This is a genomic window from Spirosoma koreense, from assembly GCF_054777875.1.
In genome coordinates this window covers 2,775,378-2,800,602 of the sequence record NZ_BAAHAC010000022.1, presented here as the reverse complement: position 1 = coordinate 2,800,602, position 25,225 = coordinate 2,775,378, and the positions used below count along the sequence as shown (strand labels likewise).

Sequence of the window (25,225 nt, the reverse complement as noted above, 5' to 3'; positions counted from 1 at the left end):
AACTACCAAAATTTACGTAAAAACAGAACACCCCGTAAGCTGAGCGCTTACGGGGTGTTCTGTTTCCATAATTGTTTCTATACTGTTTAGCCCAGCAATTCTTTCCCCTGCGCCAGAGCCGCATCCAGACCCGATAGGTCGGAGCCGCCCGCCGTGGCGAAGAACGGCTGACCACCGCCCCCACCTTTGATGTTTTTAGCCAGATCTTTCACGACCTGTCCGGCGTTCATGTTTCGTTCCTGAATGAGCGAGTCCGGCAGCATGACCGCCAGTTGGGGCTTGCCGTTGATGTCGGCCCCGAGCACGACCGCCAGGTTATCGACTTTCGCTTTCAGATCGTAGGCCAGTTGCTTGAGCGCATCAGCCGAGGGGACGTCCACGCGCTCGACCAGGCGGGAATGGCCGTTCACCGTTTCCACCTTACTCAACAGCTGGTTTTTCAACTGCTGCACTTTCTCGTTCTGCAACGCTTCGACCTGCTTCTGCAAAGCGCTTCGTTCGTCCAGCAACGTCTGCACCGCTTTGACCACGTCTTTCGGCGCTTTTAGCAGCTCTTTCAGTTCTGAAACGACGGCCATCTGCTCATTGACCAGGCTTTCGGCACCCAGCGCGGTTTTGGCTTCTACCCGCCGAATTCCTGTCGAGACGGAGCCTTCGCCCGTGAATTTGAACAGCCCAATGTGGCCCGTACGGTACACGTGCGTGCCCCCACAAAGCTCCACCGAGTAGTTCGGATCGAAGGTGATGACCCGGACGAAATCGCCGTATTTCTCACCAAAAAGCGCCGTAGCGCCCAGGGCCTTTGCCTGCCCGATGGGAACATTCCTTTTTTCATCGAGTGGAATATCTTCCCGCACCTTCTCGTTCACAATCCGCTCGACTTCCGCCAGTTGTTCATCGGTCACTTTGCTGAAGTGCGAAAAGTCGAAGCGAAGCGCGTCGGGACCGACGTACGAACCTTTCTGGGCCACGTGGTTGCCCAGAACCTGGCGAAGGGCCGAATGCAGCAGGTGCGTTGCCGAGTGGTTACTGGCAATCAGGCTCCGGCGAGCGGTATTAATAACGGCATACACCGAGTCGGCTTCGGTCAGCAGGTCGTCGATTCCCGGTACGTCCTGCAGGATGTGGATGACCAGATCATTTTCTTTCTTAGTGTCCAGCACGGTCAGCGTGCCGATCTGATCCGAGCCTGCAAACAACTCCAGCGTCCCCGTATCGCCAATCTGTCCGCCGGATTCGGCATAGAACGGGGTTTTATCGAGCACAACCTGGATCTGCGTTCCCTGCTTGTTCTGAATCTTGCGGTACTTCACAAGCTGTGCGTAGCTGTCGGGCTGATCATAGCCGACGAACTCGACTTTTCCATCTATTTCTGCCAGTTCGATCCAGTCACCGGCCGACGACTGTGCGTCTTTCCGCGAACGGGTTTTTTGTTCCTGCAGGGCTTTCTGAAACCCGGCTTCGTCGATGCTCAGCCCTTTTTCCCGGGCAATCAGCGCGGTCAGGTCGGCAGGGAAGCCGAAGGTATCGTTCAGTTCGAAGACGGTATCGCCGGGAATCGTTTTTTCGCCTTTGTCTGTCAGTTCGGCCACGATGTGGTCCAGTCGGCCCAGGCCGGTTCCGAGCGTCCGCAGAAAGGCGCTTTCTTCTTCCCGAATGACCGTAGCGACAAAGTCGCGCTGGGCAGTCAGCTCAGGGAATACATCGGCAAACTGATCGGCCAGCGTCGGCACGAGTTTCGTCATGAACGGTTCGGAAAGGTTCAGGTACGAATAGCCGTAGCGGATAGCCCGGCGCAAAATCCGGCGGATTACGTAACCGGCTTTCGCATTCGACGGTACGAGCCCGTCGGCAATGGCAAATGACACGGCGCGGATGTGGTCGGCAATCACGCGCATGGCCACATCGGTCATGCTGGTACCAGCTTCGTAGGTCTTTCCCGAAAGGTCTTCGATGACCCGAATCGTACCCGAAAAAACATCCGTATCGTAATTGGATTTCTTACCCTGAATAGCCATGCACAGCCGCTCGAAGCCCATGCCCGTGTCGACATGGCGGGCAGGCAGCGGCTCCAGTGACCCGTCGGCTTTGCGGTTGAACTGCATGAACACCAGGTTCCAGATTTCAACCACCTGCGGGTGATCGGCGTTGACCAGCTCTTTTCCCGGTTTGGCGGCTACTTCCTCCGGCGAACGCAGGTCGACGTGAATTTCGGAACAGGGACCACAGGGACCCGTATCGCCCATTTCCCAGAAGTTATCTTTTTTATTGCCGTAGATGATCCGGTCTTCGCCGACGATCGGTTTCCAGAGATCGAACGCTTCCTGATCGAAGGGGACATTGTCTTTCTCGTCGCCCTGAAAGACCGACACGTAAAGACGGTCTTTGGGCAGGCTGTATACGTCCGTCAGCAGTTCCCACGCCCAGTGGATGGCTTCTTTCTTGAAATAATCGCCGAACGACCAGTTGCCCAGCATTTCGAACATGGTGTGGTGATAGGTGTCGAAGCCAACATCTTCGAGGTCGTTGTGCTTACCCGACACACGCAGGCATTTCTGCGTATCGGCCACGCGCCGGGACGGTGGGGTGCCGTTGCCCAGAAAAAAATCTTTGAACTGGGCCATACCCGAGTTATTGAACATCAGCGTCGGGTCGTTTTTGGCAACGAGCGGAGCCGAAGCAACAATCAGGTGATCTTTTGAGCGGAAGAAGTCGAGAAAATGCCGACGTATTTCGTGGGAAGTCATAAAATAAGTAGATGGTCGACAGTAGTTAGTGGATAGTCGTCAGCCACTAACTACTGTCGACTATCCACTAGCCACTTATTTTGCAAAATTACGCCAAAACTTGCAGGTTTGGTGGAAGGTGAAGAAGTTTGTCGTATGGAAGAGTCGGGCAAGCTGTATTATGGGATTAAGGAGGTTGCGGAGATGTTCAACATCAACGCGTCGAAACTCCGCTATTACGAAAAAGAGTTTCCAACTCTCCAACCCAAGAAAAATCGTTCCGGCGACCGCGTTTATACCAAAGCTGACATCGACCACCTGACCGAAATTATCGATCTGGTTACCCGTCAGAAGTTTACCCTGCCCGGTGCCCGCGAATTTTTGGAAACCCGCGACGCCCGCCGTCGCGAAAATGCCCGCTACATCGGCAAGCTCACCAAGTTGAAAACGTTTCTGGAGCAACTGCGTCGGGGGCTGGATCATTCAGACGAAGCAACGATCGGGTCCGACCGGCAGCCTGAGCCCTACAAATGATTCTGTTTCACCGTAATTCGGTATGACTGGCTACCTACCGATGAAAAGCGACCGGGTAGCATGACGCACGGGAGCTTTTACCGTCAGAACGGTTCTATCACCGAACGTTCCGTGCCCACCGATACTCACCACCAGATTGCCCTTACGCTGGTTCCCGGCGTTGGCAGTATTCTTATTCGTCAGCTAATTAGTTACTGCGGTTCAGCGGAAGAGGTGTTTCGCTCGCCCCTGGCCCGGCTGATCAAAATTCCAGGTATTGGCGACGTTACCGCCCGCGCTATTCTGCGCCCCGATGTCTTAACAGAAGCCGAGCGGGTTCTCCACCGAGTGGAGAAAATAGGCGCAACAACGCTGTTTTATACCGACAAAGCGTACCCGAGCCGCCTGAAAAACCTCTACGATGCGCCGGCCCTGCTGTATTTCCTTGGTTCAGGCAATCTAAATACCCCGCGCACCATCGGTCTGGTCGGCACCCGGCAGGCGACAGATTATGGCCGACGGACTACCTCCGACATTATTGAAGCAATTGCGCCCTACAGCGTCAACGTGATCAGCGGCCTGGCTTACGGCATCGACATTGCGGCTCATCGGGCCAGTTTGACCCTGGGGCTGCCCACCATTGGTGTCATGGCCAGCGGCCTGGATATCATTTACCCGAACGTTCACCAGAAAACCGCGCAGGAGATGCTCGTTCAGGGTGGATTACTCACCGAAAGCCCACCGGGCACCAAACCTGATGCGCACCTGTTTCCGGCCCGCAACCGCATTATCGCCGGCCTGAGCGACGTCGTTGTGGTGGTCGAAGCGGCCGCCAAAGGCGGAGCGTTGATCACAGCTGAATACGCCAACAACTACCATCGGGACGTGTTTGCCGTACCCGGCCAGCTCACACAAACCTTTTCGGCGGGCTGCAATAAGCTGATTCGGGAAAACAAAGCGCAGATTTACACCAGCCCGAAAGACATCATCGAAGCCCTCAACTGGGACCAGGCCGGTTCGACCGGCAAGGGTTCTGCTACCATCAATCCGTCGCTGAGTCTGCCTATCGACATGACAGAGGAAGAAAGTCAGATCATGGCGTTGCTGCGCCAGTTTACCGAAATCCATATCGATGAGTTAAGCTGGCAGTCGCATATACCGATGGGCAGGCTGGCTTCCCTCCTGCTCAACCTCGAATTTCGTGGTTTCGTACGTTCCCTGCCGGGCAAAAAATACGGCCTTGTTTATATATAATTTGATCCGGAAATGATCACAACAGTTAAAGCCTAAGGTGAACCTTTGTACCTTTGACCGGAATAAGTCGTTGGGTAAGCCCGGTTGATTCCAGGGTCCCCGCATTCTAAATCGTTGGATACATAATGAGGGCAGGAAGTATTGAGGTAGGCAATGGCAGGAAATTTTCCATTGTTCAAGTTCTTATCACTGTCGTCATCATCGCGTATTGTCTGTTGTGCGCCGTGAAGGGGGGCGACTTCGACGTGTTTCTGGACGCAGCCCAGAAACTGGCCAGACAGGAAAACATTTACCGTCCGCCGTTTATCAAGGGGTTGCAGTATTATTACAGCCCGTTTTTCGCCCTGCTGCTCATCCCGTTCAGTTATCTGCCCTTCGTCATTCCGGAATTTGCCTGGCTGCTATTATCCACTTTTTTTCTGTATCGAATCTGGCAACTCACGGTCAGCTATCTCGATACAACGGTTCTGACCAGGAAAGAAAATCGGCTCTGGATTTTTCTGGTTTTTTTTCTGACGATCCGGTTTCTTCTGTACAATTATTCGATGATCCAGCTTACCATTTTTCTGATGTGGGCGACGCTGGAAAGTCTGGCTCTTTTCGAAAAAAAACGGTTCGTTGTCGGTGGCCTTTTACTGGGCTTCGCCTGTACGACGAAGTTGCTCCCGATTCTGTTTTTACCCTATCTGCTTTACCGTCGGTATGGGCAAGGATTCGCATCTACGCTCGTGTTTTTTCTTATTTTCCTGTTCCTGCCAGCGCTCTTTATTGGCTATGCATTCAATGATTTTCTTTTGCAGGAATGGTGGCAGGTGATTAATCCGGGCAACAAGGAGAATTCGATTGAAGCCGATCTGGGGCCGCATAGCCTGGTTAGCCTGATTCCCGTTTACCTGACCGAGACGCATAACAAAATCGATATCCAACGGAATTTTCTGGAGCTCTCTGCCGAACAGGCTGCGTTCATCACCAACCTGGTCCGGCTCGCTTTCGTCCTGGCTACTTTGTTCTTTTTACGGAGTCTTCCGTTCAAACGAAATACAGACAAAACCCACACGCTCTGGGAATGCGCTTATCTATTCCTGATCACCCCGCTTTTGTTTCCGCATCAGCAGAAATACGCGTTTCTGTACATCGCTCCGGCGCTGATCTATTTACTTTATTTTCTGTTGCTCTCGTACAGAAACAGTCCTCAGAATAGCTTCGCTTTAGGGGTTATTTTCGCGATCAATGCGCTTATTTTCACCCCGTTCATTTCCAGCGATCTGCTCGGTCGATATGCCTACGATGTACTACAACATTTCCGGATCTTAACCATTGCCACAATTGGGTTGTGCGTGCTGCTGGCGATCTGTAATCCCGATAAACTACGGCATGTAGTCACGGCTCCCTTGAAGCCTCACAGCCCTGTACCATCCAGCTAATTTTTCGAACAACATGAATCAGGGCATCGATTTGATTTGAACCGGTCCGAGCAGGCCCGATTCCATCGGTCGCCAGCGGCTGGCATCGAAGGGTTCGTAGCGAATATCGACGATGTTGATATCGTAGAACTTTTTCCAGCCGGGATTCTGGCGGTCATACAACCGCATATAATTGGCCGACAGGTTCGTCACGACGATTTCCAGCTGGTTTGCACCCGCCCGCACCCGGTTCGGCGGAATGGCAAGCCGAAACGGCAGGCACCAGGCCGTACCCAGCGGTTGCCCGTTGAGCCGCACCTCGGCCACTTCCCGGACATCCCCCAGATCGAGCGTATAAGGCAGTGCAACGTCGACGGAGGCCGGCAGGGTGAACGTAGTGGTATATCGAGCCTGCCCGGAAAAATACGCAGCCGAGTCGTTGAGTGTGGTCCAAGAGGCTAGTATCGGCAGGGCGTGGCTCGTGGCGAGTTGCGGTCGCCCCTGCTCGAACTGAAACTGCCACGGTCCTCCCAGTTCAGTAACAACCGCTTCTGAACCCACCCTGCCAGCCACCGGAACCGGCTGGGCTGCGGCTGGTGTGACATTTATGAAGCCCGATTGCCCCGGTTTTAAGCGAAGGTAAATTTCCGTGGTTCCGGTCGGGGTTTGGCGGGTTGGCACGCCTATCGACTGGTCGGTCAGCGGATCGTACTGACCGACGGTTCCGGCGGTCGAAAGCGCAATCCATCCCTGCTGAAACCGATTCCCCAGATTGGCCACGAAATACTGCGTCGTATCGCCAAGCCGCTTCCGGATAAACGAGAGTCCCGCCGGTGCCAGGGCTTCGGCCCGTACGCCCAGACTATCGAGGGTTTCGACTACCCGCTGGCTGACCTGCACCGACTGCATCTGACGGAGAGCCCGCCCGCGCTGTTCTACCATTCCGGACCGAACGGCATGCCGGTAAAAGCCCGGCGCCTGCTGCGGCAGTTGCTCCGCAAACACCACCCGTACACCCTGCCGGGCCAGCTTCTCAATGGTCGCGAGGGTTGTCTCGGGCAGGTAAGTTGAGCGGGGAATCAGCAACACCCGGTACGTTGCTGAACCGCTTTTTAATCGTCCCTGCTGATCGACGGTTAGTTTTCGGAGCAGATCATCGGAGACATAGTCGAAAGAATAACCCCGCTGCAGGAGTTGTTCGCCGAGTCGCCCGAACGGTAACGGCAGTAACCACCGCTCAACATGGTGGACCTCCAGCTGATGAATCCCCCCCGCTGATTTGGCCGGTGTGGCCCAGAGGTCATGGATGGGAAAATACACCAGCACGTCATTGTCAGGGCGGCTCTGCTGCAACCGGCGCTGGCAGCGTTCGATGTACTGGTTCAGGAGTGACAGGTGGGGCCAGAAATGCGACGTTGGGCCGTAGTGGGTCGATGCGTAGAACAACCAGCCCGGATAAGCTTCCGCAGCGGGCGAATAGGCGGTACCGTGGTAGAAAATGTGGTTGATGCCGGCCGTAAACAACTCATCGACCTGCGGTTTTATCTGCGACAGGGATACGTGAAAATGGTTGGCCAGCCAGGTGGTCGTTTCGGAACTCACCAGTGGTTTGCCCTGTAAATGCGCGACCGACGAGGCAAATTTCATAGCCAACGGATGGGGCGTCCCGAAGCGCTCGACATCGTAGTGCTCATCGACCCGCAGGCCCGGAATCGGGAAGCGGCTGCTGCCAAAGGACTCGGTCTCGGGAATGTCTGCCAGGGCGTACAGATCCAGCAGGTTCCCGGGCGAACCGTGTGCCTGATTCCGGGTCCGATAGCCCTTCGAACTGGCCCAGCCTGTCCAGGTAGCGGTAAACCCTTCCCGCAGAAGTTCGGCGAGGGTCTGGTGAAAATCCTGCTTCACCAGAATGCCCGTCGCTGTACCGGTCGTATCCAGGAAGGCCGGAAGCTGACTGTCCAGCGCATAGCCACGGCGTTTTCGAAATTCGTCGGCAAAGCGGGCGGTCCAGTTGGCGCCGTACACTTCATACGAGTCATTGTAGACGGCTCTTGGTTTCTGGGACAGGCGGGCCAGGGTCGAATCGAAGCGGGTGAGATACTGGCGCACGGCAGCTTTATCGAAGTAATCCACTACCAGCCCCGCCCCACCCGGAGCCGCCCGCTTCACCTGCTGGCGGGTCAGGTCCGGCGTCAGTTTACCGTTCGAGACAACCCACTTTTTAGCGGCCATAGCCGGGGTCACGTTGGGGCCACCAAATGGCCAGCCGGTGCCGGTAGTCAGGTCGACTCCCAGGCCCAGGCGACTGGCCTCCCGAACCGTATGCGCAAAGACATTCAGCCAGCGCTCGCTCAGGAACGGAATAAACTGCGATTCGTAGCCGCGCACACCATAAATCGGAATGATGTGAACGCCCCCCATGCCGACGCCCGCAAACTGCTCCAGTTGCCGGGTTATGTCGGCTTCGTTGACCGCGCTGCCCATCCACCACCAGTAGGTCCAGGGGCGACTGGTTTGCGAAAGAGGCTGACCAGTGACAGCCATAGACAAGAGCAGCAGAAATGAAAACAGGATTCGATGGATCACGATGCGGCCGGAATGTAGTTGGACAAGTGCGGTGAGTGGATAAAGCAGGTTTTGTTTTTACTTTTACCCACTCAATCATTGAATCGTCCCGAATACTCATTTTATGCATCGTTTTCGTTTTACGTTCTCCCTGGCTTTCTTCATCCTGATTACCCTCTCTGCGTTGGCGCAGCAGGCATCCCCGAAAAAGTCCGGCAACCCGATTTTTCCGGGATGGTACGCCGATCCTGAGGGGGTTATTTTCGGCAAGCAGTACTGGGTTTATCCAACCTATTCAGCCCCGTATAACCAGCAGATTTTCTTCGATGCGTTCTCGTCGCCGGATCTGGTCAACTGGACCAAACACAGCCACATCCTCGATTCGACGGCCGTAAAATGGGCGAAACGGGCCATGTGGGCCCCTGCTATCGTAGAAAAAGGCGGGAAATACTTTTTCTTTTTCGGAGCCAATGATATTCACGATCCAAAAAAAGAAGTGGGTGGCATCGGTGTGGCCGTAGCCGACAATCCGGCGGGTCCTTTCCGCGACTACTTGGGCAAACCCTTGGTAGGTGAGATCACCAACGGCGCTCAGCCGATCGATCAGTTTGTTTTCAAAGACAAAGACGGCAAGTATTACCTAATTTACGGCGGCTGGGGCCACTGCAACATCGCCCAGCTTAAGGACGATTTCACCGGTTTCATCCCGTTTGCCGATGGCACTACCTTCCGGGAAATAACCCCACAGAATTACGTCGAAGGGCCGATCATGTTCATTCGCAACGGAAAATACTATTTTATGTGGTCGGAAGGTGGCTGGACGGGCCCGAACTACTCAGTGGCCTATGCTACGGCGTCATCGCCGTTTGGTCCGTTCGAGCGGGTCGGCAAAATTCTGCAGCAGGACCCTACCGTCGCCAGGGGTGCGGGCCATCACTCGGTGATTCAGGTGCCCAAAACCGACGACTGGTACATTATCTACCACCGCCGGCCGCTGACCGAGACCGATGGTAACCACCGCGAAACCTGCATCGACCGGATGTATTTCGACGAAAAAGGAGCCATCAAACCCGTCAAGATCACGGTTGAGGGGGTCGAAGCCCGGAAGCTGAAATAAGGCATTTTCTGAAGCAGGCTCGAACCAAAGCCTACCTTTTCGAGTACTATGTAGATACATTAACCCTAATCCAACGAACTGTTATGGGCAAAGGCGATAGTAGATCCCGAAAAGGTAAGATTTCACGAGGTTCTTACGGCAACACGCGGCCTCACAAACCCGGCAAACCGGCTACGGCTCCGAAACCGGAGGACACGCCAAAATCCTGATTTTTCTTCAAACACAAAGCGTCCTTACTGTCAAAGTAAGGACGCTTTGTGTTTGAAGGTGTTTCTATCGTGTAGGATGGCTGAATAAAGCAGTATCCCGACGATTAGCTCACCGTATTTACCGTGTTTTCGACCGGCTTGGCTTCTGTGTCGATCGGGGTGTCTCCGAAATCGGTGTCGGACTGACCGGCTCGGGTTCGGGTGTTGGCTGAGAACGCCGGTTCCGGCCTTCGTGTACGATAACGAATCCAATCAGTGCGAGTAGCAGCACATTGCAGATCAGGTCGATCGTATCGCCCGTATGCGCCAGGGGCGGGTCGAAACGAAATTCGATGGTGTGTTTCCCCGCCGGAACCCGCATGGCCCGCAAGGTGTAATTGGCCCGCAGGTGCGGAGCAGGTTTGCCGTCGATCAGCGCCTGCCAGTCTTCATGGCCCCGGTAGTAGATTTCCGAGAACACCACCAGCCCATCGCGGGTCGCGTTGGCCTGGTAAATCAGTTTATCGGGGCGGTAGCTGGTCATCTGGATCGTGCTGCCGGTATGGTCCAGTTTGCCGGGTAGACTCCCCAGCTCCGTAGCGAATCGTTTGTCGACCACCACGCTGTCGCGCGGATTCAGGGTTTTCATCGCGGCCATTTCCTCATCGGCACTACCCACCTGCCGGATCGTGCCGACAAACCACGCGGCTCCCAGCACCTCCGGGTTCGGAATCGCGACGGGACCGCCGGGCTGCTGTGGATTGGCCGGATCAGGCTGCCCGGCCTGAATGACGTATTTCGTATTCAGCATGTTCAGGATGTTCAGCGTATTGGTCGGAAACGCAAAACTGATCAGCTCATTGTACCGTCGTAGCCGGGTGGTGTTGTACCCACCGATCGAGCGGTGAAAATACGACGTCCGGTTGGTTTCCATGAAGGAACCGACCGACTGATCGAACACGCGGTAATCCAGAGATTTGTCCGCCAGGATTTGCTGGTCGGCGGGGGTTGGTTCAAACGGCACACTAGCCTGCGCTTTCGACACAAAGTCGGCGGTGTTCAAAAACCGCTTATCGACCGCAAACAGGTCGAAGATGACCACCGCCAGCAGCACCGGATAGAATATCGTTGCTTTGATTTTACCCGTGATGAATAACCAGAGGGCTCCGGCTGCCAGCAGAATCAGAATAACCGACCGGAAGGCATCGGACCGCAGCAGACTCTGCCGGTCGCTGATGAGTGCGGCCCGGAAATCGCGCCCGCCTTCCCCGAAAATACTCGACAGAATCCGCTCGTCGTTCGGTGATTGAAAGCTGAAAAAAGCACCGCCCATCACAGCCAGCACCAGCGCGACCCCAGCCGTCAAACCCAGGCTGATGAACAGGGGTTGCCGCAGTTGCGCAAAGGTCAGTTTCTGGCTCACGATGGTCTGTAGGCCCAGGACCGCCCCGGCGGCCAGGAACAGCTGCGCCAGACAGAGCGCCATGGTCATGGCCCGGAATTTATTCAGATACGGCAGGGTATCGAACAGAAACTCATTGAAAAACAGCAAATTTTTCCCCCACGCCAGCATGATCATCAGCACGGCGGCACTCAGCAACCACCAGCGGATTGGCCCGCGAATGACGAACAGGCCCAGCACGAACAGAAACAGCAGCGCAGCCCCGGCATAAGCCGGACCACCAACGATAGGCTGATCGCCCCAGTAGGTGGGTGAACCCAACTCGGCCATTTGCTTGGCCGCTGCCGGATCGATACCCCGACTGGCCATAGCCTTGTAAAATTCCGAATCGGTTGTTAGTCCGCCCCCCGACGACGCGCCCCCGTAGGCATTGGGAATGAGCAGCGTAAAAGTTTCGCCGAGGCCGTAGCTGTAAGTAAAGGCATAGTCTTTATCCAGCCCGCCTTTCGATTCGCTACTCGGTGCCTTTCCGTCGGGGTTGGTGGTTTTGGCCGTCAGTTCCGATTTACCCCGAATGGTTTCCTTCGTGTATTGATTCAGCACCAGTAGCCGCTTACCAAAGCTGCCGGCTCCCAGTGCTCCGGCAATGGCCAGCGTTGCCAGTCCCAGCGCCAGTTGCCGCCCTCTACCGGCGCGGATCAGCGCGATTCCTTCGATGAGCACGTAGAGCCCGACGGTCATAAACAGGTAGTACGTGATCTGAATGTGGTTGGCCCCCAATTCCATGCACATAAAGAAGCCCATTAGAGCCGCACCGAGCCAATATCGACCCCGCAATGCCAGAATGACTCCGGCGAGCAGACCCGCGCCATAGCCGAGCGCAAACAGCTTGGAAACGTGCCCCGCTTCGAGACTGACGATGGCGAAGGTTCCGAACCCGTATGCCGCAGCACCCAGCACCGACAGCCAGGCGTTACAGCCCAAAACCACCAGCAGCACATACATACTCAGCATGACCACGAAGATGATGCTGGCGGTATTGGGCAGCAGGCTGACCACACCGGTTACGGCCTTATAAACCAGGATATAGGGGTAATTAAAGTCGATCATGTAGCCGGGCATACCGCTGAATACGGCGTCGGTCCAGAGCGGTTTTTCGCCCGTTTGCTGAGCAAATTCGCGAATTTCACGGGCCGATGCCGACGCTTCCTGCACGTCGTGCATCGACAGGGTTTTGCCCGACAGCACGGGCGAAAAATAAAGAACCGCCAGCACAAATAGCCCCAGAACCGCAATCAGGTGGGGGCGCAGGCGTTGAAAAAGGGTTGGTTGATCCATAGTCAAGACAATACGTAGCCCAAAGATACGGCTTTGTGCTAAAACGGACAGAATCGCGGGGGGATTGTTGAAGCCGGCCAGTCAACGAAAAAGAAGCCGCCGACGCAACCTCACGGTCTGGTTCTGCGTATTGAGGCCATGCGCTACATCGTGGTCTTCGCTCAGCAGGAAATTGGCTATGCCGTCGGATTCGACAAATCCTCGGACGCGCATGATTTTCTGTATTGGGGCTACGAAGAGTACGACCTGGTACCGTATGGCACCTTCGATGTACTGACGGGGGAAGTCTGGCCCTACGAACACCGGGGCGAACGCGTCGCCGATGTCGACGAGCAGATCATTAGCCGCACGGCGCTCGATTACCTGAAGTCGGCCGTCCGGCAAACGAAGTAAGGTCCGTTCAGGTACTGGCCACGACTAGTTTATTACCGATAAACACAAAGAGAAGCCATTACCAGCTCTTTAGTTTAAGCCAAAAGAGCCTTAGTAGCCAATAAAACGGAAAAATAGCCATGAACAGAGCGATCAGAAAACGATAGAGAAGGAAATGTGCGTAAATCATATCGCTTAGACGAAAAAACCGCAAGATTGTCACTCATCGGTTACACTTATTGCCTAAACGGCAGCAATAGCGAATTATACAGCCCTATTTTTGCTCATTAATTTCCTGGCAATGCTCCGACCCGACCGGCATAGCCTGGCTTCTCCCAGGCGGGTGCTGCCGCGGGCACCGCTTCGTAAAGCTGGTTGCTGTCCGAGGCTTTGACCATAAATTCGTACACCTGCGCTGCGGGTCCCCGGAGCTTGATTTTAAACCGATTGCCATTCAGTTTGCCTCCCGGTACGCGCACGATGTCGATCCGCTCGTCGGTCCAGTTCTGCTGCATACCGCCCAATACCAGCACCTGCCAGCCACCCTGAACGGCTTTGTAACGTAGCATAAAGGCGGGTCGGGTAGGTCCGTGCTTTCCTCCGTCGTTGTTGACCGCAGCGACGCCATTGTATACAGCAAAATTACCGGTCTGCCCGACCTGTACCTCCGGATCTTCCACCAGAATACTACCGGGATAAAATGTTTCGTAGGGCTGCAGATCAGCGCGGGCCTGCAGCATGGCCGACACCGGGTGCATGTCGAAATTATAGTATGCCTTCGTATCCGGATCGGCTGGATTGCTCAGGTCCTTGACAATATCGGGCGGATCGGCCGGGAACAGGTAAAACCCCCAGTCGGGTTCGTCGCCCGCGAAGAAACGAGTCACGACGTAGCGCGAATACTGCTCGTAGGGTGGTTGCCAGAGCCGGGGCGTATCCCGAAATTTATCGTTTCCGTAGCGTCGGATGTTCTGCACCTCGGCAAAGGGGGCATGCCAGTTTCCTTCGTAACAGGCTTCGATCTGTCGCCACATGGGGCGCACGTTACCCGTCCGGGCGCGCATCAGGCGCCGGTTTTCCTGCAGATACCCTTTTTCGAGTCCGACTATATGCAGGGGTTTGATCTTACTCCAGAGGTACGGATAGGTTTGGGTTCCGGGCTTCCGCTGATCGAAAATGGCTTCTTTATCCCAGGGTTCGAAGTCCGGATCGAAGCGATACCAGTAAGCCTGGTTAAAATCTTCGTGCGCGTAAAAGCTACCGTTCAGCCGGAAAGAGATCGTGCCTCCACCAGGTTTATTGAACGTAATGTTTCCCTGACTGTCGCCCCCGATGTTGGCGACGTTGCAGTTGCCTTCAAAAAACAGGTTGGTTCCTTTTTCAAAATCGACACGCGGCTCGCCCTGAAACATCGACGACCCTTCGGCCACTTTTGTACCAGGTTTGCCTTTCCGGCGGGCGATTTCCTGAAGCAGCGCCAGCCGATTGGCCCGCCGGGTATACATTTCGAGCATCCATGTATCCTGCCCGCGGGCCGCCAGTTGCTCCAGGGTAATCGTTTCCTTCGACCCTTCCAGCCGAATCGGTTTCTTTTTCACCTCGTTCCAGTTGCCATTGCTGCTTCCCTGCTTAGAGAAATAGCCGGCGTCTCGCCAGCCCGGCAACGGCCCCTCTTCGTTGTTGCCGGCGTTCAGCCAGAGGCTGCTTTCGATGTCGAAAACCAGGAATTTGGCGTTCGTCAAATCGCCATAGCCCAGAGCCGGAACCGCCCCCCAGGCGAAGTTAAAAAATTCCTGCAACGTACTGAAGTAGAACCCGGCGTTGCGCACCGGCCCCAGAAAGTTTTCGGTGAGGTACACCATCTCATCGCCGTAGGCCAGCTGCGATTTGTGTTCTGGTTTCACCGACCAGCTCGTGAATGTGTTGATCCCGACCGCTTTCCGCTCGTTGACGGACTTGTTGCCCAGCATGTCGAGGCAGAAATGAAAGTTCGGCGAGTAATATTTCCCCGTTCCGAACTGGGTCATGTTGATCTGCCCTTTGGGTTCGGGCGCGTAGGGCAACATCAGTCGGCCAGCCGACCGTCCCTGCACGGCATCGGAGGGCAGTTTACCGATAACCTGGTCGAAGCGATTCGAGCCTGGCGTCGATTCGCGGCTGATAACCTGGGTGTTATCCGGTCCCGGCGCCAATTTATAGCGGACAGTTTGTGCCTGAACTAAGCCGGTCAGCAGCAAGATCCAGCACGTATTGAAAAGTGTAGCAGCAAGTTTATTCATGAAGACTGGGATCGTGGGTAGGAACCCGCTTTATCGGTAACCAACTAGCGGATTTCCCACCCGTGTTACATCCATAAAAAAAGCCGGTCACGTCGAAACATGAACGGCTTTGGGGTCATTTTCTGTATAGGAACATTTAGTCTGGCGGCTCACTGGCAGGTCGTTACGACCGTCGTGCTGGCGTTGCGGGTAGTATTGGCGATGATAAACGCACCCACCTCGTCTTTACCGCAGACTTTATTCTCGATACGGTTGGTCTGTCCCTGCTGTCCGAACGTTTCGGTCACGCAGGTCTGGCAATCTTTTTTCTTGAAACTGCCCCCTTCGCAGGCCAGCAAGCCCAGGGCAATCAGGATGATCCCTTTTGTGCGCTTCATGCCTCCTGTCATTTGGTTATGCCTGTCATTTACACCGACAGAATATCTTTCTCTTTGGCAACAAATGTGTCGTCGATCCGGGCAATGAAAGCATCGGTCAGTTTCTGCACCCGCTCTTCGCCCATTTTTACTGCATCTTCCGACACGCCATCTTTCACCAGCTTACGGATGTCGTCGTTGGTATCTTTCCGGATGTTCCGAACGTTTACTTTTGCCGTTTCGACCTCCTGTTTCACTTTCTTCACCAGGTCGCGCCGACGCTCTTCGGTGAGCGGGGGAATGCTGAGCCGGATGAGTTCACCGTCGTTGTTTGGAGACAGCCCCAGATTGGAGTTACGGATAGCTTTCTCAACGTCGCCGATGATTTTCTTTTCGAAGGGTTTGATGACAATGGTGCGAGCGTCGGGCGTCGAAATGGCAGCTACCGTGTTCAGGGGCGACATCATACCGTAATATTCGACCTGAATCCCGTCGAGCATGCCGACGTTGGCCTTGCCGGCCCGAATTTTAGTTAGTTCGATGGCCAAGTGTTTGAGGGCCTTCTCCATCGTATCCTTTGCATCGTCGAGAAATAGCTCGATCTCTTCCATTCTTTTATAGTTTTCAGGATTCGGCGAACGGGCGCGTCAGCGGCCGCAGTCCGTAAACGGTTAAGCTAGGGTAATTTCGTCGTAATCAGGGTGCCAACCTTGTCGTCGCCCTGAACGATCTTGAGCAGGCTGCCCTGATCATTCATATTAAAGACAATGATCGGCAAATTGTTTTCCTGGCAAAGCGTGAACGCCGTCAGGTCCATTACGCTCAGTTTCTTTTCGTAAACGTCCTCGAAGGTGATGGTCGTATACCGCTCGGCGGTTTTGTCTTTCATCGGATCTGCGGTGTAGACACCGTCGACTTTCGTGCCTTTCAGCACCACGTCGGCTTCTACTTCGATAGCCCGCAGTGCCGCCGTCGAATCGGTAGTGAAATACGGATTTCCGGTTCCGGCGCCGAAAATGACTACCCGGTTTTTTTCGAGATGGCGGACGGCCCGCCGACGTACGTAGGGTTCGCAGACCTGCTCCATTTTAATGGCTGACATCACGCGGGTATACATGCCGTGTTTTTCGAGCGAACTCTGGATCGCCATGGCGTTGATGACCGTTGCCAGCATACCCATGTAATCACCCTGTACCCGGTCGATGCCCGACCGCTCGCCCGAAACACCCCGGAAGATATTCCCTCCGCCGATAACGATGGCTACCTGGACGCCCAGATCCACCACTTGTCTGATTTCCTGGCTGTACTGTTCTAAAACGACGGGATCGATGTTGTAACCGGTGGGGCCTGCCAAAGCCTCCCCACTCAGTTTGAGCAGGATGCGTTTGTACTTTGTTTGTGATGTCATGAAGGGAAGTTTTGCCGACAAAGATAGCGAAAAAGCCAGGAGCAGGAAAGGGGCCCGCCAGCAAGACAACCCATCAGACCGAGTTCCAGCGCTGCTTGAGCCACTGCAAATCGCGTTTCATAGCCGCAAAAACGTCCTGTTGCGGGATCGATAGTTTGGTGGCGCCGTGCTCTGCCCCACCCGCCGGATACTCGATGTGCAGGGTGATAGGAACCCGTAAGTTACTTTGTTTCAACAAACTAAAGTACGCGTTAAAATCCACCATGCCTTCTCCGAGCGGTACATCCTGCACCACCCACTTGCCCCCTTTGTTGGCCCAGTAAAAATCTTTTATCGTGATCGATTTTATTTGCGGCAACACCAGCTGTAGCCCCGTCGGCCAGGACTCTCCGCCTTCCACCGTCGCGTGCCGGATGTCGTACTGAACGCCCGTGTGGGTTTTGTCCGCCGTTTTCAGGATCTCCCAGATTTCCCAGACCGACGAGCCGACCAGTACGCCGGCATGGTTCTGGTAGCAGCCGGTCAGTTTCAGGGTTTTGTTTAGCTCGCCCAGCGTCTGAAGCTGCCGCTGGAATCCCAATATCGCTTCGGGAATCGATTGCTTCGGGTCGTATTGATACCACTTCATCCGGTACGCCTGAAACCCGAGTCTGGCGGCTGTCGTCAGTACTCGGCTGTCGACGGCGTCTTTTGCGTCGCCCACAGTTGTGGTCATCAGATTTGGGGACAGACCGGCTTTTTTGAGCGCTTCGGCCGCTTTCGGTAACTCGTCCTCCACCCGCGCGGGCTTCACGTGCCCATCCGGCCGGACCGTCAGATCGACGCCATCGAAGCCCATGCTGACCGCGGCATCGGCCATATCGGCATAGTTCAGAAACTGCAGGTGCTTCGAGAAAATATGAATTTTGGGTAACTCAGCTGCGCTCCGGCTACTGGGCTCGGGCAGGGATAAGAGCGGCAACGCACCAGCCGCCACAGCGGTTTGTTTCAGAAAATGACGTCGGGTAGGTAACGGGCACATCGGGAATGAATTTAGCCATAGCTGAACGATCCGGCACGGTTATCCTAAAAGCCGGAGGCTAGGCAAAATCTACCAGCACCTGCCCTTTCTCGACCCGCTCCCCTTTGGTTACGCGGATGGTTTTGACGGTTCCGTCGCCGGTGGCTTTCAGTACGTTTTCCATCTTCATGGCTTCCAGAATCAGCAGGCTGTCGCCTTTATGGACCACGTCGCCGGGCTGCACGCCGATTCCCACGATCAGACCCGGCATAGGGGCTTTCAGGTCGTTGACTTTTGCCTGGGCCGCATTGCTCATGCCCATTTTTTCGAGCAGCAGGTCGAAGCGATCTTTCAGGCTTACCTGATGAATATGGCCATTTATTTTCAGGCTGACGGTTTTCTCAGTCGCATTCAGGGCCAGGACTTCAGCCGCGTAGGAACGATTCTGGTGCAGCACATGAAACGTCCGGTCGGAGAGCCTGACCAGGTCCCAGGCAAACGGTTCGCCGTTGAGCCGGGGCCCTTCGGGGGTAAAGTCGACGGTAAAGGACTGATCGGCTAGCGCTGCGCTGTACATGAGGATTCGTGAGGAGACCAGGTGAAAAGCGGTTGAAAATTAGCCATCCGCCAACACTAAACAAGCTCGACCAGGTAATTTTCCCCAATTTCTGTCAGAATAGCGCTCACCTCGTTGTAAGAATCGGACGTAACCAGGCGCATCCGGTAGGGTTTGAAATCGGGCAAGCCTTTGAAATACGTGGCGTAATGGCGTCGCATTTCAAACAAACCCACGATTTCTCCTTTCCAGCGGATAGAAAAATCGAGGTGTTGCCGACAAACGGCGACCCGATCGGCAACGGTTGGCGGGAGCAAATGCTCCCCCGTTTGAACAAAATGCTTGATCTCGTTGAAAATCCAGGGGTAACCGATGCTGGCCCGGCCAATCATGACCCCGTCTACACCGTACCGGTTTTTGTATTCGAGTGCTTTTTCCGGTGAGTCGATATCTCCGTTGCCAAAAATCGGGATTTGTATCCGTGGGTTTTCCTTGATCCTTCCGATCAGAGTCCAGTCAGCTTCGCCTTTGTACATCTGCACCCGTGTCCGGCCGTGTACCGTCAGGGCTTTGATACCGATGTCCTGCAATCGCTCGGCCACTTCGCCGATGTTTTTGGTGTGTTCGTCCCAGCCCAGCCGGGTTTTTACCGTAACGGGCAGGTGCGTAGCTTTCACGACGGCTTCGGTCATCCGAACCATCTTCGGGATGTCCTGCAACAGAGCGGCCCCTGCCCCCCGACAGGCCACGTTTTTGACCGGGCAGCCGTAGTTGATATCGATCAGGTCGGGTTGTGCGCGGCTGGCAATGCGGGCGCACTCGCCCATCGTCTCTACGTCGGAGCCAAACAGCTGAATACCGATGGGTCGTTCATATTCGAAAATATCCAGCTTCTGTACGCTCTTGGCGGCATCGCGGATGAGCCCCTCCGACGAAATGAATTCGGTATACATCAGATCAGCGCCATTGGCCTTGCAGACCGCCCGAAACGGCGGATCACTGACGTCTTCCATGGGAGCCAGCAGCAACGGAAACTCCGGCAGTTGTATCGTACCAATCGTAACCATAATCATGTTGGGGTCAGTTGCTACGCGTCAGAAATCGTCATGTATAGCTACGTAAACAACGAATGACGATTTCTGACGCGTAGCGACTGACAACTTACGCGCTATTTGCTGTTTTAGCACAATCAAGAGCCCAAAATGGTTCCCCGATGCAGTCGCTCAGTCTTTTAAATAGGGCAAAACCGGTATAAGCGTAAACTCGGGGCTGGCCTGGAAAAGGTGCTTCAATAGGTACATGTGGGTATTTCCATACAGGACTAAAATTCGATCGGTGGGGTTGCTGACAATCCGCTGTACATTCGAAAAAATGCGAATATTCCGGTTGTAGTACCGGGAGATGAAGCGATCGGCGCCAACAGGTTCCAGATTCGTACCCCGTTTGGTTGGCACCAGCCAACGGCCAATGCTTCGGGCCTGGGTTTTGTCGGCATTCAAAAAAGTAAGAAATTGATTCAGGGTCGAACCATATTTCAGGGAATCCTGCTGTAAGGCGTATCGGGTATACCGCTCGTCCCAGTCAGCAAGCGTAGAATCCTGTTGTCCTTCGTACTTACTGTACACCACGAGCGAATCTGCCGGATCAAAATGAATGCGAAACGGCTGAGCATCAACAGGAAATAGCTCCGTAAGCCCCAGTCGTTTCGCTAAGGGGAAAGCCAGCTGATAAAGTTCGTCGCTAGCTTTTACCCGCTTGTCGCCAAAAAACTGACCGGCGCAATAAGCCCGGTAAACTGAATCAATGTAGGGTTTGGATCGGGGCGAGGCTTCAACGGCGATCTTGGTCGGTTTGAATTTAGCCAGTTGGCTGATTAACGCCTGGATTTGCCGTTGACGAGCGGGGCTCATCATGTCTACCCGCAGGTTGTTCGGTGTGGTGCTGGCGTCGAGTTGTTCGCCCGCAAAGTGGAACAGCCCCAGTAGCAAAACCTGAGGTTTGTCGGTCGTTTCCTTAAAGGTGGTTTCAATATGGCTGCGAATAAGCGCGGTTTGCGCCTGAGTTGCGCCAGCAAAAAGGCCCAGGAAGGTCAATACGTAGAGTTTCATCAATAGAGAACACTTTCTCCAGAGACGATTTTTTCAGCGAAAAGCTGCACCCGGAAGGTTTTTAGTTTTGCCCGCTATGAGCCAGGAAGCTAAAGCGTGAATTTCACGAATCCAGTAACGTCATCCAGATTATTGGTCTATTTTTAGGCGTTAATGACCGGCACTACAGACGATAACCCGCTGGCTTACTGATCACCCCAACATCTCGTTCACTTACCTACCCGTCAGCAGTATGTACGTAAAACACTACTTCAATTTCAGCATCATCTATTTTATCAGTTGGCGGCTCATCCTCTGGTCGCTTTTTACGGGTCTGATCGCCTTACTCTCCTACGATTATCTGGGCTGGAAATGGGTTGCCGTTCCCTGGCTACCGGTCTCGCTGATCGGTACGGCGGTGGCCTTTTATGTAGGCTTTAAAAATAACCAGTCGTACGACCGCAGTTGGGAAGCCCGTAAAGTTTGGGGCGGCATTATCAACAGCAGCCGCTCGTTCGGGACAACCAGCCGGGCTTTCATTCGGCCCGACAATGCCAGCGTAACGGCCACGCAGGAAGCGGCAAATGCTGAGGTCCGCACGCTTCTTTATCGGCATTTAGCCTGGCTTTATGCGTTGAAGCACGCGATGTGGCAACGCACTTCCTGGGAGCACCAGCAAATAGACAGTATCCGGCAGCGTAATTATTTTCGGCAGCGGATTGACTTTTCTTCATTTGAAGAAGAAGCCGCCCGCTGTCTGAGCAGCGAGGAACTGGCCTGGATCGATACGAAGAAAAATAAGGCGACTCAACTGCTCGACCGGCAATCGCAGCACCTGGCCGATCTCAAAAGCCGGGGGTTGCTGAACGACTTCGGCCACATCGCCTTACAGAATATCATCAGCGAACTTTACACCGAACAAGGCCGGAGCGAACGAATCAAGAACTCGCCCTTACCCCGGCAGTACGCAACCTCGAGCGCTATCTTCATTCTCATTTTTACGTTTTTGCTTCCCTTCGGTATGCTGAAAGAATTCGAAGCGAATGGCCCCGAACTGATCTGGCTGCTGCTCCCTTTTAATCTGGTAGTATCGTGGGTGTTTTCGCTGATGGAATATACCGGCGACTACAGCGAAAATCCGTTTGAAGGCATGATCAACGACGTACCGATTCAAAGTATCGTTCGAACCATCGAGATCGACCTGAGAGACATGCTGGGAGAATCGGACTTACCCGAACGCATACAGCCGGTCGAAAATGTACTTTTTTAGAAGCTTGCCTTTACTGCCCGCCTAAATGGGGCACAGCGTTTTGCCAGAGCACCTCCCGGCGGGAGAGAAACCAGCTTTATTATGGGTCGAGTCGGCAAAAAGCATGGCCAGCCCGGCTGTGAAAGCACAGCCCAGTTCAGACCAAACTGCACTAAACTACAGACCAGCAAAAAACGAATGAAAAAGGAGCGCATAAAGTAAAGTAATCATCTAAACCGCCTACAAGCAAGAGCCTGGTCGAAAGGCCGGTTTATTTCGATTCCTGTACGTTTGGTCCCGGTCAGGGTTACCTTGGCGCCACACGGCTACCCAGCTTTGCTGGATGCGTCATGGAGTAGGTTTCCGGTTCGACAGAAGCATATCCCGAGTGACTTCTTTATAAATATCGATATATCCCGGGTATTTGACCTGTTTGTTACCCAGCGTCAGGGTGGGCCTGATCTTGAGGGTAATGCGGGAAGGCGTGACCTGGCTGCTGCCCGCCAGACTGCGGATCAAATCGACGAAAGCAGTCCGGGTTGCCGAACTGGCAACCAGCCCATACGCATTGGCATTTACTGGGATGGCCACCAGTACCTTTCCTCCACCGGGTGGTACCGCCACCCGCCGATCGACAGTGCCGGTGGCCAGTTCGTTCCCAGCCAGCAACAAGCGGTAGTCGAACTGATTGATGGCCGCCGTGTCCTGGGTTGGATTAACGATCTCCAGGTTTACGTTTGCGTGAAAAGGAATGTCTTTTCCAAGCAGTCCGGCCGCAATTCTGGGGTAATTGAGGGGGCTGATATCTTCCAGTTGACGAATGTCTTTAAACTCCTGAATGTCGTAACCGGCGATGGTAACGCTGTCGGCCGAATGAATGGCGTATTGGCTTTTGCTCAACCCTTTTGCCTGTTGAACCTGCCGATTGATTCCGCACTGGGAAAATAGAACGGGGGTGGCCAGAAGAACCAGCCTGACTAGTTGTCGCATGATCTGACGAGTAAGAGAGGGTATCGGGTCGGCTAACGCAGCCGATAGGTAAGCAGCACGTTGAGCGTGGGCAAAAAACCGTGCTGTCGGAGTTTGGTGTCTATTTCGTTATCCAGGTCGGTATATAGCCGCTGGGTCAAGCCCAGCCCGTCTATACCGGGTCGGTTAGACGAAAAGGTGTTGTGAGTGGTTATAATCTTGCCCAGGCCTAACTCAGTGTTAAGTCCGAAACGGGAATCGCCGAACCGGAACGCCCGCCCCAGCCGGATGCCGGTAATCCAGAGATTTGATTGCAGGTTGAAGACAAAGGTGGGGGAATCGAGCAGGCCAAAGCCAGAAAAGTCCTGTTTGAAATAAACACTCAGGCCATCAGCCGGGGTGATGGGTCCCGCCGAGAAGTGAACATACTGGCCGAACAGGGTACCATACCAGGGCGAATTAGCATGCACGGTAATACCCAGACCAGCCGAACTACCCTGCCGGAACGACCGGTCGATGACGCGGCTCAGGTTGGGGTCTAAGCCAAAGCCCTCCAGGAGCTTGAGGGTATAGCGATCGAAAGGAGTGGCAATCAGGCCACCCTGCGCTTGCAGGGATACCCGCCGGTTGATCCGGAAGCGATACCCAGCCGTGTAGTTCAACGGAACCTGCAAGCCTATAAACACCGTATGCCTGGCCTGGTCCTGATAAGTCGCTTTCGTACCCACAGAAAGCGAGTCCTGACCGCAGGTCAACGATGGGATGCCTGCGCACAACCCGAGGAGTGCTACGTGTAAAACGGATAGTTTCATTGCATAGGGGACTAACGATGTTTGTAGAAAAGTCGGCGGTGGGCCAGGGAGAAAAAAGCGAATCCCCGAATCGGCATGAAACGGGGATTCTTTCATGGTCGTTGAGTAAATCAGAATGAGCTGACACGAGTCAGCGATTTGCTAGCCGATCTTATCGGTGTCCCTAAATTTACCGATCGCCGACTTTGCTTCGTCGGCCAGGCGACCGGCTTCTTTTACTGCTTTGTCAGCCTCTTCCTCCGCTTTTCTGGCTTCTTTCGTCGCTTTATCGACATACACATTAAACTCATCCTCTACCTTGTCGGTGGCCAAGCCCACGTTAGTCTTGATGTTATTGACGGTTTCTTTGGCCTGCGCCTTCGTTTTGTCCCATTGATGCCGAACTTCTTTGGTCTGATCGCTTACCGTGCCAGCAATTTGTTTGCGGAGTTCTTTACCAGACCGGGGAGCGAATAGAAAGCCAACGGCCAGACCGGCAATCAATCCGGTCAATAAACCCGACAAATAAGGTTGCTCCGTAAGATAGTCCTGAGGCTGCGTTCTTCGTTGAAAATGCATAGTAGTGCTGTGCTTAATATTACCTGTGTTGTACAAAAGATTGGTGGGGAAAATAATGCCAGGAATTAGCGCTACCGATTAAATTATTGATCGACAGGCAGTTCAATTCTGTATATATACTTATAAGTCGATATATTATGTAGGTATTTATACTCAAGTATGTGGTATAATTGCCCGATTTGTTCCACAGTTAGTGATCGATCCAGGCCTGGATCGATTGCTCTTCAGGAGCTCATCAGAAAAAACGTTACCAGAATTGGTCAGGGAGTAGCACTTGTCGATAACGCATTCAGTCACAGGATCAGACCTTGTTGACATTCGGATTTATCGGCAGTTTCCGTTCGATAAAGCTATTGGGTAAGTATGCGGAATACATACTTACATTCGTTAATCCAGCCCATTTATTCTGACAGGGGCTTCGACACTCACGGCCAGGATGATCTACATATACTTACTTTTAAGCTGCGTTGCCTTTGGAGTCATCCATAGTGCGACGGCATCCGGGTGGCTCAAACGCAAAATCGCCCAGCAGGCTCAGCCAGTTCACCGGTTTTACCGATTGATCTACAATTTGGTAGCCATACTTACCGTCTTGCCCGTACTTTGGCTTTACCGTGCTACGCCCCACTCGTATGTAAGCTCCTGGCAGGGCATACCGATAGCAGGAAAACTAGTCGTTGGCCTGGGCCTGCTTATCGGTATTGTTGCATTAAGTAGCTATGACCTGGCTGAATTCGTCGGCTGGCCGATAGAGACCAAATCGGCGCCAAGCCAGACGCTGCAACAGCATGGACTGCTACGGTATGTTCGCCATCCTCTATACACCGGTATTCTTGTCAGCTTGCTGGGTGTGTGGCTCGACAGCCCGACCTGGGCTCATTTGCTCCTGTTACTGGCCGCTACGCTTTACATCCGGATCGGAATTCATTATGAGGAACGGAAGTTGGTCGCCACGTTCGGGGATGCGTATAAGCGCTATCGGCAGCGCGTGCCCATGTTGCTTCCCCGCCTGTCTGGGCGCTAGTAGACGAAAGACATTCGCAACGAATCGCTTTTCCGTTTGGTCGGTCCGA

The 25,225-nt window shown here is 54.1% G+C and carries 22 protein-coding genes; 8 read left to right on the top strand and 14 right to left on the bottom strand.

Features of this window, described 5'->3' with window-relative positions; all coding sequences use genetic code 11:
- Nucleotides 1–86: 86 nt before the first annotated feature.
- The gene (alaS, locus tag ACYVC2_RS25130) at nucleotides 87–2,747 is read right to left on the bottom strand and encodes an alanine--tRNA ligase (RefSeq protein WP_461106974.1); all 2,661 of its coding nucleotides are present in this window, start codon (nucleotides 2,745–2,747) and stop codon (nucleotides 87–89) included.
- A gap of 135 nt (nucleotides 2,748–2,882) precedes the next feature.
- Between alaS and ACYVC2_RS25125 the strand changes: the two genes are divergently transcribed.
- The 3 genes from ACYVC2_RS25125 to ACYVC2_RS25115 all read left to right on the top strand — a co-directional run bounded on the left by ACYVC2_RS25125 (nucleotide 2,883) and on the right by ACYVC2_RS25115 (nucleotide 5,917).
- A complete protein-coding gene (locus ACYVC2_RS25125; RefSeq protein ID WP_461106972.1) occupies nucleotides 2,883–3,260 on the top strand; it encodes a MerR family transcriptional regulator in 378 nt (125 codons plus the stop codon).
- 111 nt (nucleotides 3,261–3,371) lie between these two features.
- Entirely contained in the window at nucleotides 3,372–4,493 is a 1,122-nt protein-coding gene (gene dprA, locus ACYVC2_RS25120) for a DNA-processing protein DprA (RefSeq protein WP_461106970.1), read from the top strand.
- A 125-nt stretch (nucleotides 4,494–4,618) separates the two neighbouring features.
- The gene (locus tag ACYVC2_RS25115; RefSeq protein WP_461106968.1) at nucleotides 4,619–5,917 is read left to right on the top strand and encodes a glycosyltransferase family 87 protein; all 1,299 of its coding nucleotides are present in this window, start codon (nucleotides 4,619–4,621) and stop codon (nucleotides 5,915–5,917) included.
- Nucleotides 5,918–5,935: 18 nt separating this feature from the next.
- Here the strand turns inward: ACYVC2_RS25115 and ACYVC2_RS25110 are convergent, their stop codons facing one another.
- The gene (locus ACYVC2_RS25110) at nucleotides 5,936–8,440 is read right to left on the bottom strand and encodes a glycosyl hydrolase (protein ID WP_461107239.1); all 2,505 of its coding nucleotides are present in this window, start codon (nucleotides 8,438–8,440) and stop codon (nucleotides 5,936–5,938) included.
- Nucleotides 8,441–8,585: 145 nt separating this feature from the next.
- On the opposite strand from ACYVC2_RS25110, the gene ACYVC2_RS25105 reads away from it, so the two are divergent.
- Both ACYVC2_RS25105 and ACYVC2_RS25100 read left to right on the top strand, forming a co-directional pair.
- Nucleotides 8,586–9,578, top strand: coding sequence for a glycoside hydrolase family 43 protein (locus ACYVC2_RS25105; protein WP_461106966.1), 993 nt, complete (start codon nucleotides 8,586–8,588; stop codon nucleotides 9,576–9,578).
- An 83-nt stretch (nucleotides 9,579–9,661) separates the two neighbouring features.
- Nucleotides 9,662–9,787 (top strand): 30S ribosomal protein THX, encoded by a 126-nt coding sequence (locus tag ACYVC2_RS25100; RefSeq protein ID WP_461106964.1) that lies wholly within the window; start codon nucleotides 9,662–9,664, stop codon nucleotides 9,785–9,787.
- A 118-nt stretch (nucleotides 9,788–9,905) separates the two neighbouring features.
- Here ACYVC2_RS25100 and ACYVC2_RS25095 read toward each other — a convergent pair whose 3' ends face one another.
- On the bottom strand, nucleotides 9,906–12,506 hold the full coding sequence (locus tag ACYVC2_RS25095) for a hypothetical protein (protein ID WP_461106962.1): 2,601 nt from the start codon (nucleotides 12,504–12,506) through the stop codon (nucleotides 9,906–9,908).
- Between the two features lie 138 nt (nucleotides 12,507–12,644).
- On the opposite strand from ACYVC2_RS25095, the gene ACYVC2_RS25090 reads away from it, so the two are divergent.
- Complete coding sequence (locus ACYVC2_RS25090) at nucleotides 12,645–12,899, top strand: hypothetical protein (protein WP_461106960.1); 255 nt, start codon at nucleotides 12,645–12,647, stop codon at nucleotides 12,897–12,899.
- A gap of 266 nt (nucleotides 12,900–13,165) precedes the next feature.
- On the opposite strand, the gene ACYVC2_RS25085 is transcribed toward ACYVC2_RS25090, so the two are convergent.
- From ACYVC2_RS25085 to ACYVC2_RS25050, 8 genes are all read right to left on the bottom strand, one after another.
- Nucleotides 13,166–15,157 carry a hypothetical protein gene (locus ACYVC2_RS25085; RefSeq protein WP_461106958.1) on the bottom strand — a complete coding sequence of 664 codons (1,992 nt, stop codon included), beginning with the start codon at nucleotides 15,155–15,157 and terminating at the stop codon, nucleotides 13,166–13,168.
- Nucleotides 15,158–15,306: 149 nt separating this feature from the next.
- Nucleotides 15,307–15,534, bottom strand: coding sequence for a hypothetical protein (locus tag ACYVC2_RS25080; RefSeq protein ID WP_461106956.1), 228 nt, complete (start codon nucleotides 15,532–15,534; stop codon nucleotides 15,307–15,309).
- A gap of 29 nt (nucleotides 15,535–15,563) precedes the next feature.
- Nucleotides 15,564–16,124 carry a ribosome recycling factor gene (gene frr / locus ACYVC2_RS25075; RefSeq protein ID WP_461106954.1) on the bottom strand — a complete coding sequence of 187 codons (561 nt, stop codon included), beginning with the start codon at nucleotides 16,122–16,124 and terminating at the stop codon, nucleotides 15,564–15,566.
- Nucleotides 16,125–16,189: 65 nt separating this feature from the next.
- Complete coding sequence (gene pyrH, locus ACYVC2_RS25070; protein WP_461106952.1) at nucleotides 16,190–16,921, bottom strand: UMP kinase; 732 nt, start codon at nucleotides 16,919–16,921, stop codon at nucleotides 16,190–16,192.
- 73 nt (nucleotides 16,922–16,994) lie between these two features.
- A complete protein-coding gene (locus tag ACYVC2_RS25065) occupies nucleotides 16,995–17,942 on the bottom strand; it encodes a sugar phosphate isomerase/epimerase family protein (protein WP_461106950.1) in 948 nt (315 codons plus the stop codon).
- Between the two features lie 58 nt (nucleotides 17,943–18,000).
- Entirely contained in the window at nucleotides 18,001–18,498 is a 498-nt protein-coding gene (locus ACYVC2_RS25060; protein ID WP_461106948.1) for an acyl-CoA carboxylase biotin carboxyl carrier protein subunit, read from the bottom strand.
- A gap of 56 nt (nucleotides 18,499–18,554) precedes the next feature.
- Nucleotides 18,555–19,544 (bottom strand): tRNA dihydrouridine synthase DusB, encoded by a 990-nt coding sequence (gene dusB / locus ACYVC2_RS25055; protein WP_461106946.1) that lies wholly within the window; start codon nucleotides 19,542–19,544, stop codon nucleotides 18,555–18,557.
- Between the two features lie 156 nt (nucleotides 19,545–19,700).
- Nucleotides 19,701–20,585 carry a DUF5694 domain-containing protein gene (locus ACYVC2_RS25050; protein WP_461106943.1) on the bottom strand — a complete coding sequence of 295 codons (885 nt, stop codon included), beginning with the start codon at nucleotides 20,583–20,585 and terminating at the stop codon, nucleotides 19,701–19,703.
- A 232-nt stretch (nucleotides 20,586–20,817) separates the two neighbouring features.
- Between ACYVC2_RS25050 and ACYVC2_RS25045 the strand changes: the two genes are divergently transcribed.
- Nucleotides 20,818–21,834, top strand: coding sequence for a bestrophin family protein (locus ACYVC2_RS25045; protein ID WP_461106941.1), 1,017 nt, complete (start codon nucleotides 20,818–20,820; stop codon nucleotides 21,832–21,834).
- Nucleotides 21,835–22,161: 327 nt separating this feature from the next.
- Here ACYVC2_RS25045 and ACYVC2_RS25040 read toward each other — a convergent pair whose 3' ends face one another.
- The 3 genes from ACYVC2_RS25040 to ACYVC2_RS25030 are packed head-to-tail and all read right to left on the bottom strand — an operon-like array spanning nucleotide 22,162 to nucleotide 24,152.
- A complete protein-coding gene (locus ACYVC2_RS25040) occupies nucleotides 22,162–22,803 on the bottom strand; it encodes a hypothetical protein (protein ID WP_461106939.1) in 642 nt (213 codons plus the stop codon).
- A gap of 32 nt (nucleotides 22,804–22,835) precedes the next feature.
- Nucleotides 22,836–23,690 (bottom strand): hypothetical protein, encoded by an 855-nt coding sequence (locus ACYVC2_RS25035; protein ID WP_461106937.1) that lies wholly within the window; start codon nucleotides 23,688–23,690, stop codon nucleotides 22,836–22,838.
- A 45-nt stretch (nucleotides 23,691–23,735) separates the two neighbouring features.
- Nucleotides 23,736–24,152: a YtxH domain-containing protein gene (locus tag ACYVC2_RS25030; RefSeq protein ID WP_461106935.1), complete on the bottom strand. Its 417-nt coding sequence runs from the start codon at nucleotides 24,150–24,152 to the stop codon at nucleotides 23,736–23,738.
- A gap of 436 nt (nucleotides 24,153–24,588) precedes the next feature.
- On the opposite strand from ACYVC2_RS25030, the gene ACYVC2_RS25025 reads away from it, so the two are divergent.
- Nucleotides 24,589–25,176: a methyltransferase family protein gene (locus ACYVC2_RS25025; protein WP_461106933.1), complete on the top strand. Its 588-nt coding sequence runs from the start codon at nucleotides 24,589–24,591 to the stop codon at nucleotides 25,174–25,176.
- Nucleotides 25,177–25,225: the final 49 nt, after the last annotated feature.

Coding starts and splice junctions, on each gene's coding strand:
- alaS (WP_461106974.1), bottom strand. CDS start 2,747: ATGACTTCCCACGAAATACGTCGGCATTTTCTCGACTTCTTCCGCTCA.
- ACYVC2_RS25125 (WP_461106972.1), top strand. CDS start 2,883: ATGGAAGAGTCGGGCAAGCTGTATTATGGGATTAAGGAGGTTGCGGAG.
- ACYVC2_RS25115 (WP_461106968.1), top strand. CDS start 4,619: ATGAGGGCAGGAAGTATTGAGGTAGGCAATGGCAGGAAATTTTCCATT.
- ACYVC2_RS25110 (WP_461107239.1), bottom strand. CDS start 8,440: ATGGCTGTCACTGGTCAGCCTCTTTCGCAAACCAGTCGCCCCTGGACC.
- ACYVC2_RS25105 (WP_461106966.1), top strand. CDS start 8,586: ATGCATCGTTTTCGTTTTACGTTCTCCCTGGCTTTCTTCATCCTGATT.
- ACYVC2_RS25100 (WP_461106964.1), top strand. CDS start 9,662: ATGGGCAAAGGCGATAGTAGATCCCGAAAAGGTAAGATTTCACGAGGT.
- ACYVC2_RS25095 (WP_461106962.1), bottom strand. CDS start 12,506: ATGGATCAACCAACCCTTTTTCAACGCCTGCGCCCCCACCTGATTGCG.
- ACYVC2_RS25090 (WP_461106960.1), top strand. CDS start 12,645: ATGCGCTACATCGTGGTCTTCGCTCAGCAGGAAATTGGCTATGCCGTC.
- ACYVC2_RS25085 (WP_461106958.1), bottom strand. CDS start 15,157: ATGAATAAACTTGCTGCTACACTTTTCAATACGTGCTGGATCTTGCTG.
- ACYVC2_RS25080 (WP_461106956.1), bottom strand. CDS start 15,534: ATGAAGCGCACAAAAGGGATCATCCTGATTGCCCTGGGCTTGCTGGCC.
- frr (WP_461106954.1), bottom strand. CDS start 16,124: ATGGAAGAGATCGAGCTATTTCTCGACGATGCAAAGGATACGATGGAG.
- pyrH (WP_461106952.1), bottom strand. CDS start 16,921: ATGACATCACAAACAAAGTACAAACGCATCCTGCTCAAACTGAGTGGG.
- ACYVC2_RS25065 (WP_461106950.1), bottom strand. CDS start 17,942: ATGTGCCCGTTACCTACCCGACGTCATTTTCTGAAACAAACCGCTGTG.
- ACYVC2_RS25060 (WP_461106948.1), bottom strand. CDS start 18,498: ATGTACAGCGCAGCGCTAGCCGATCAGTCCTTTACCGTCGACTTTACC.
- dusB (WP_461106946.1), bottom strand. CDS start 19,544: ATGGTTACGATTGGTACGATACAACTGCCGGAGTTTCCGTTGCTGCTG.
- ACYVC2_RS25050 (WP_461106943.1), bottom strand. CDS start 20,585: ATGAAACTCTACGTATTGACCTTCCTGGGCCTTTTTGCTGGCGCAACT.
- ACYVC2_RS25045 (WP_461106941.1), top strand. CDS start 20,818: ATGTACGTAAAACACTACTTCAATTTCAGCATCATCTATTTTATCAGT.
- ACYVC2_RS25040 (WP_461106939.1), bottom strand. CDS start 22,803: ATGCGACAACTAGTCAGGCTGGTTCTTCTGGCCACCCCCGTTCTATTT.
- ACYVC2_RS25035 (WP_461106937.1), bottom strand. CDS start 23,690: ATGAAAGAATCCCCGTTTCATGCCGATTCGGGGATTCGCTTTTTTCTC.
- ACYVC2_RS25030 (WP_461106935.1), bottom strand. CDS start 24,152: ATGCATTTTCAACGAAGAACGCAGCCTCAGGACTATCTTACGGAGCAA.
- ACYVC2_RS25025 (WP_461106933.1), top strand. CDS start 24,589: ATGATCTACATATACTTACTTTTAAGCTGCGTTGCCTTTGGAGTCATC.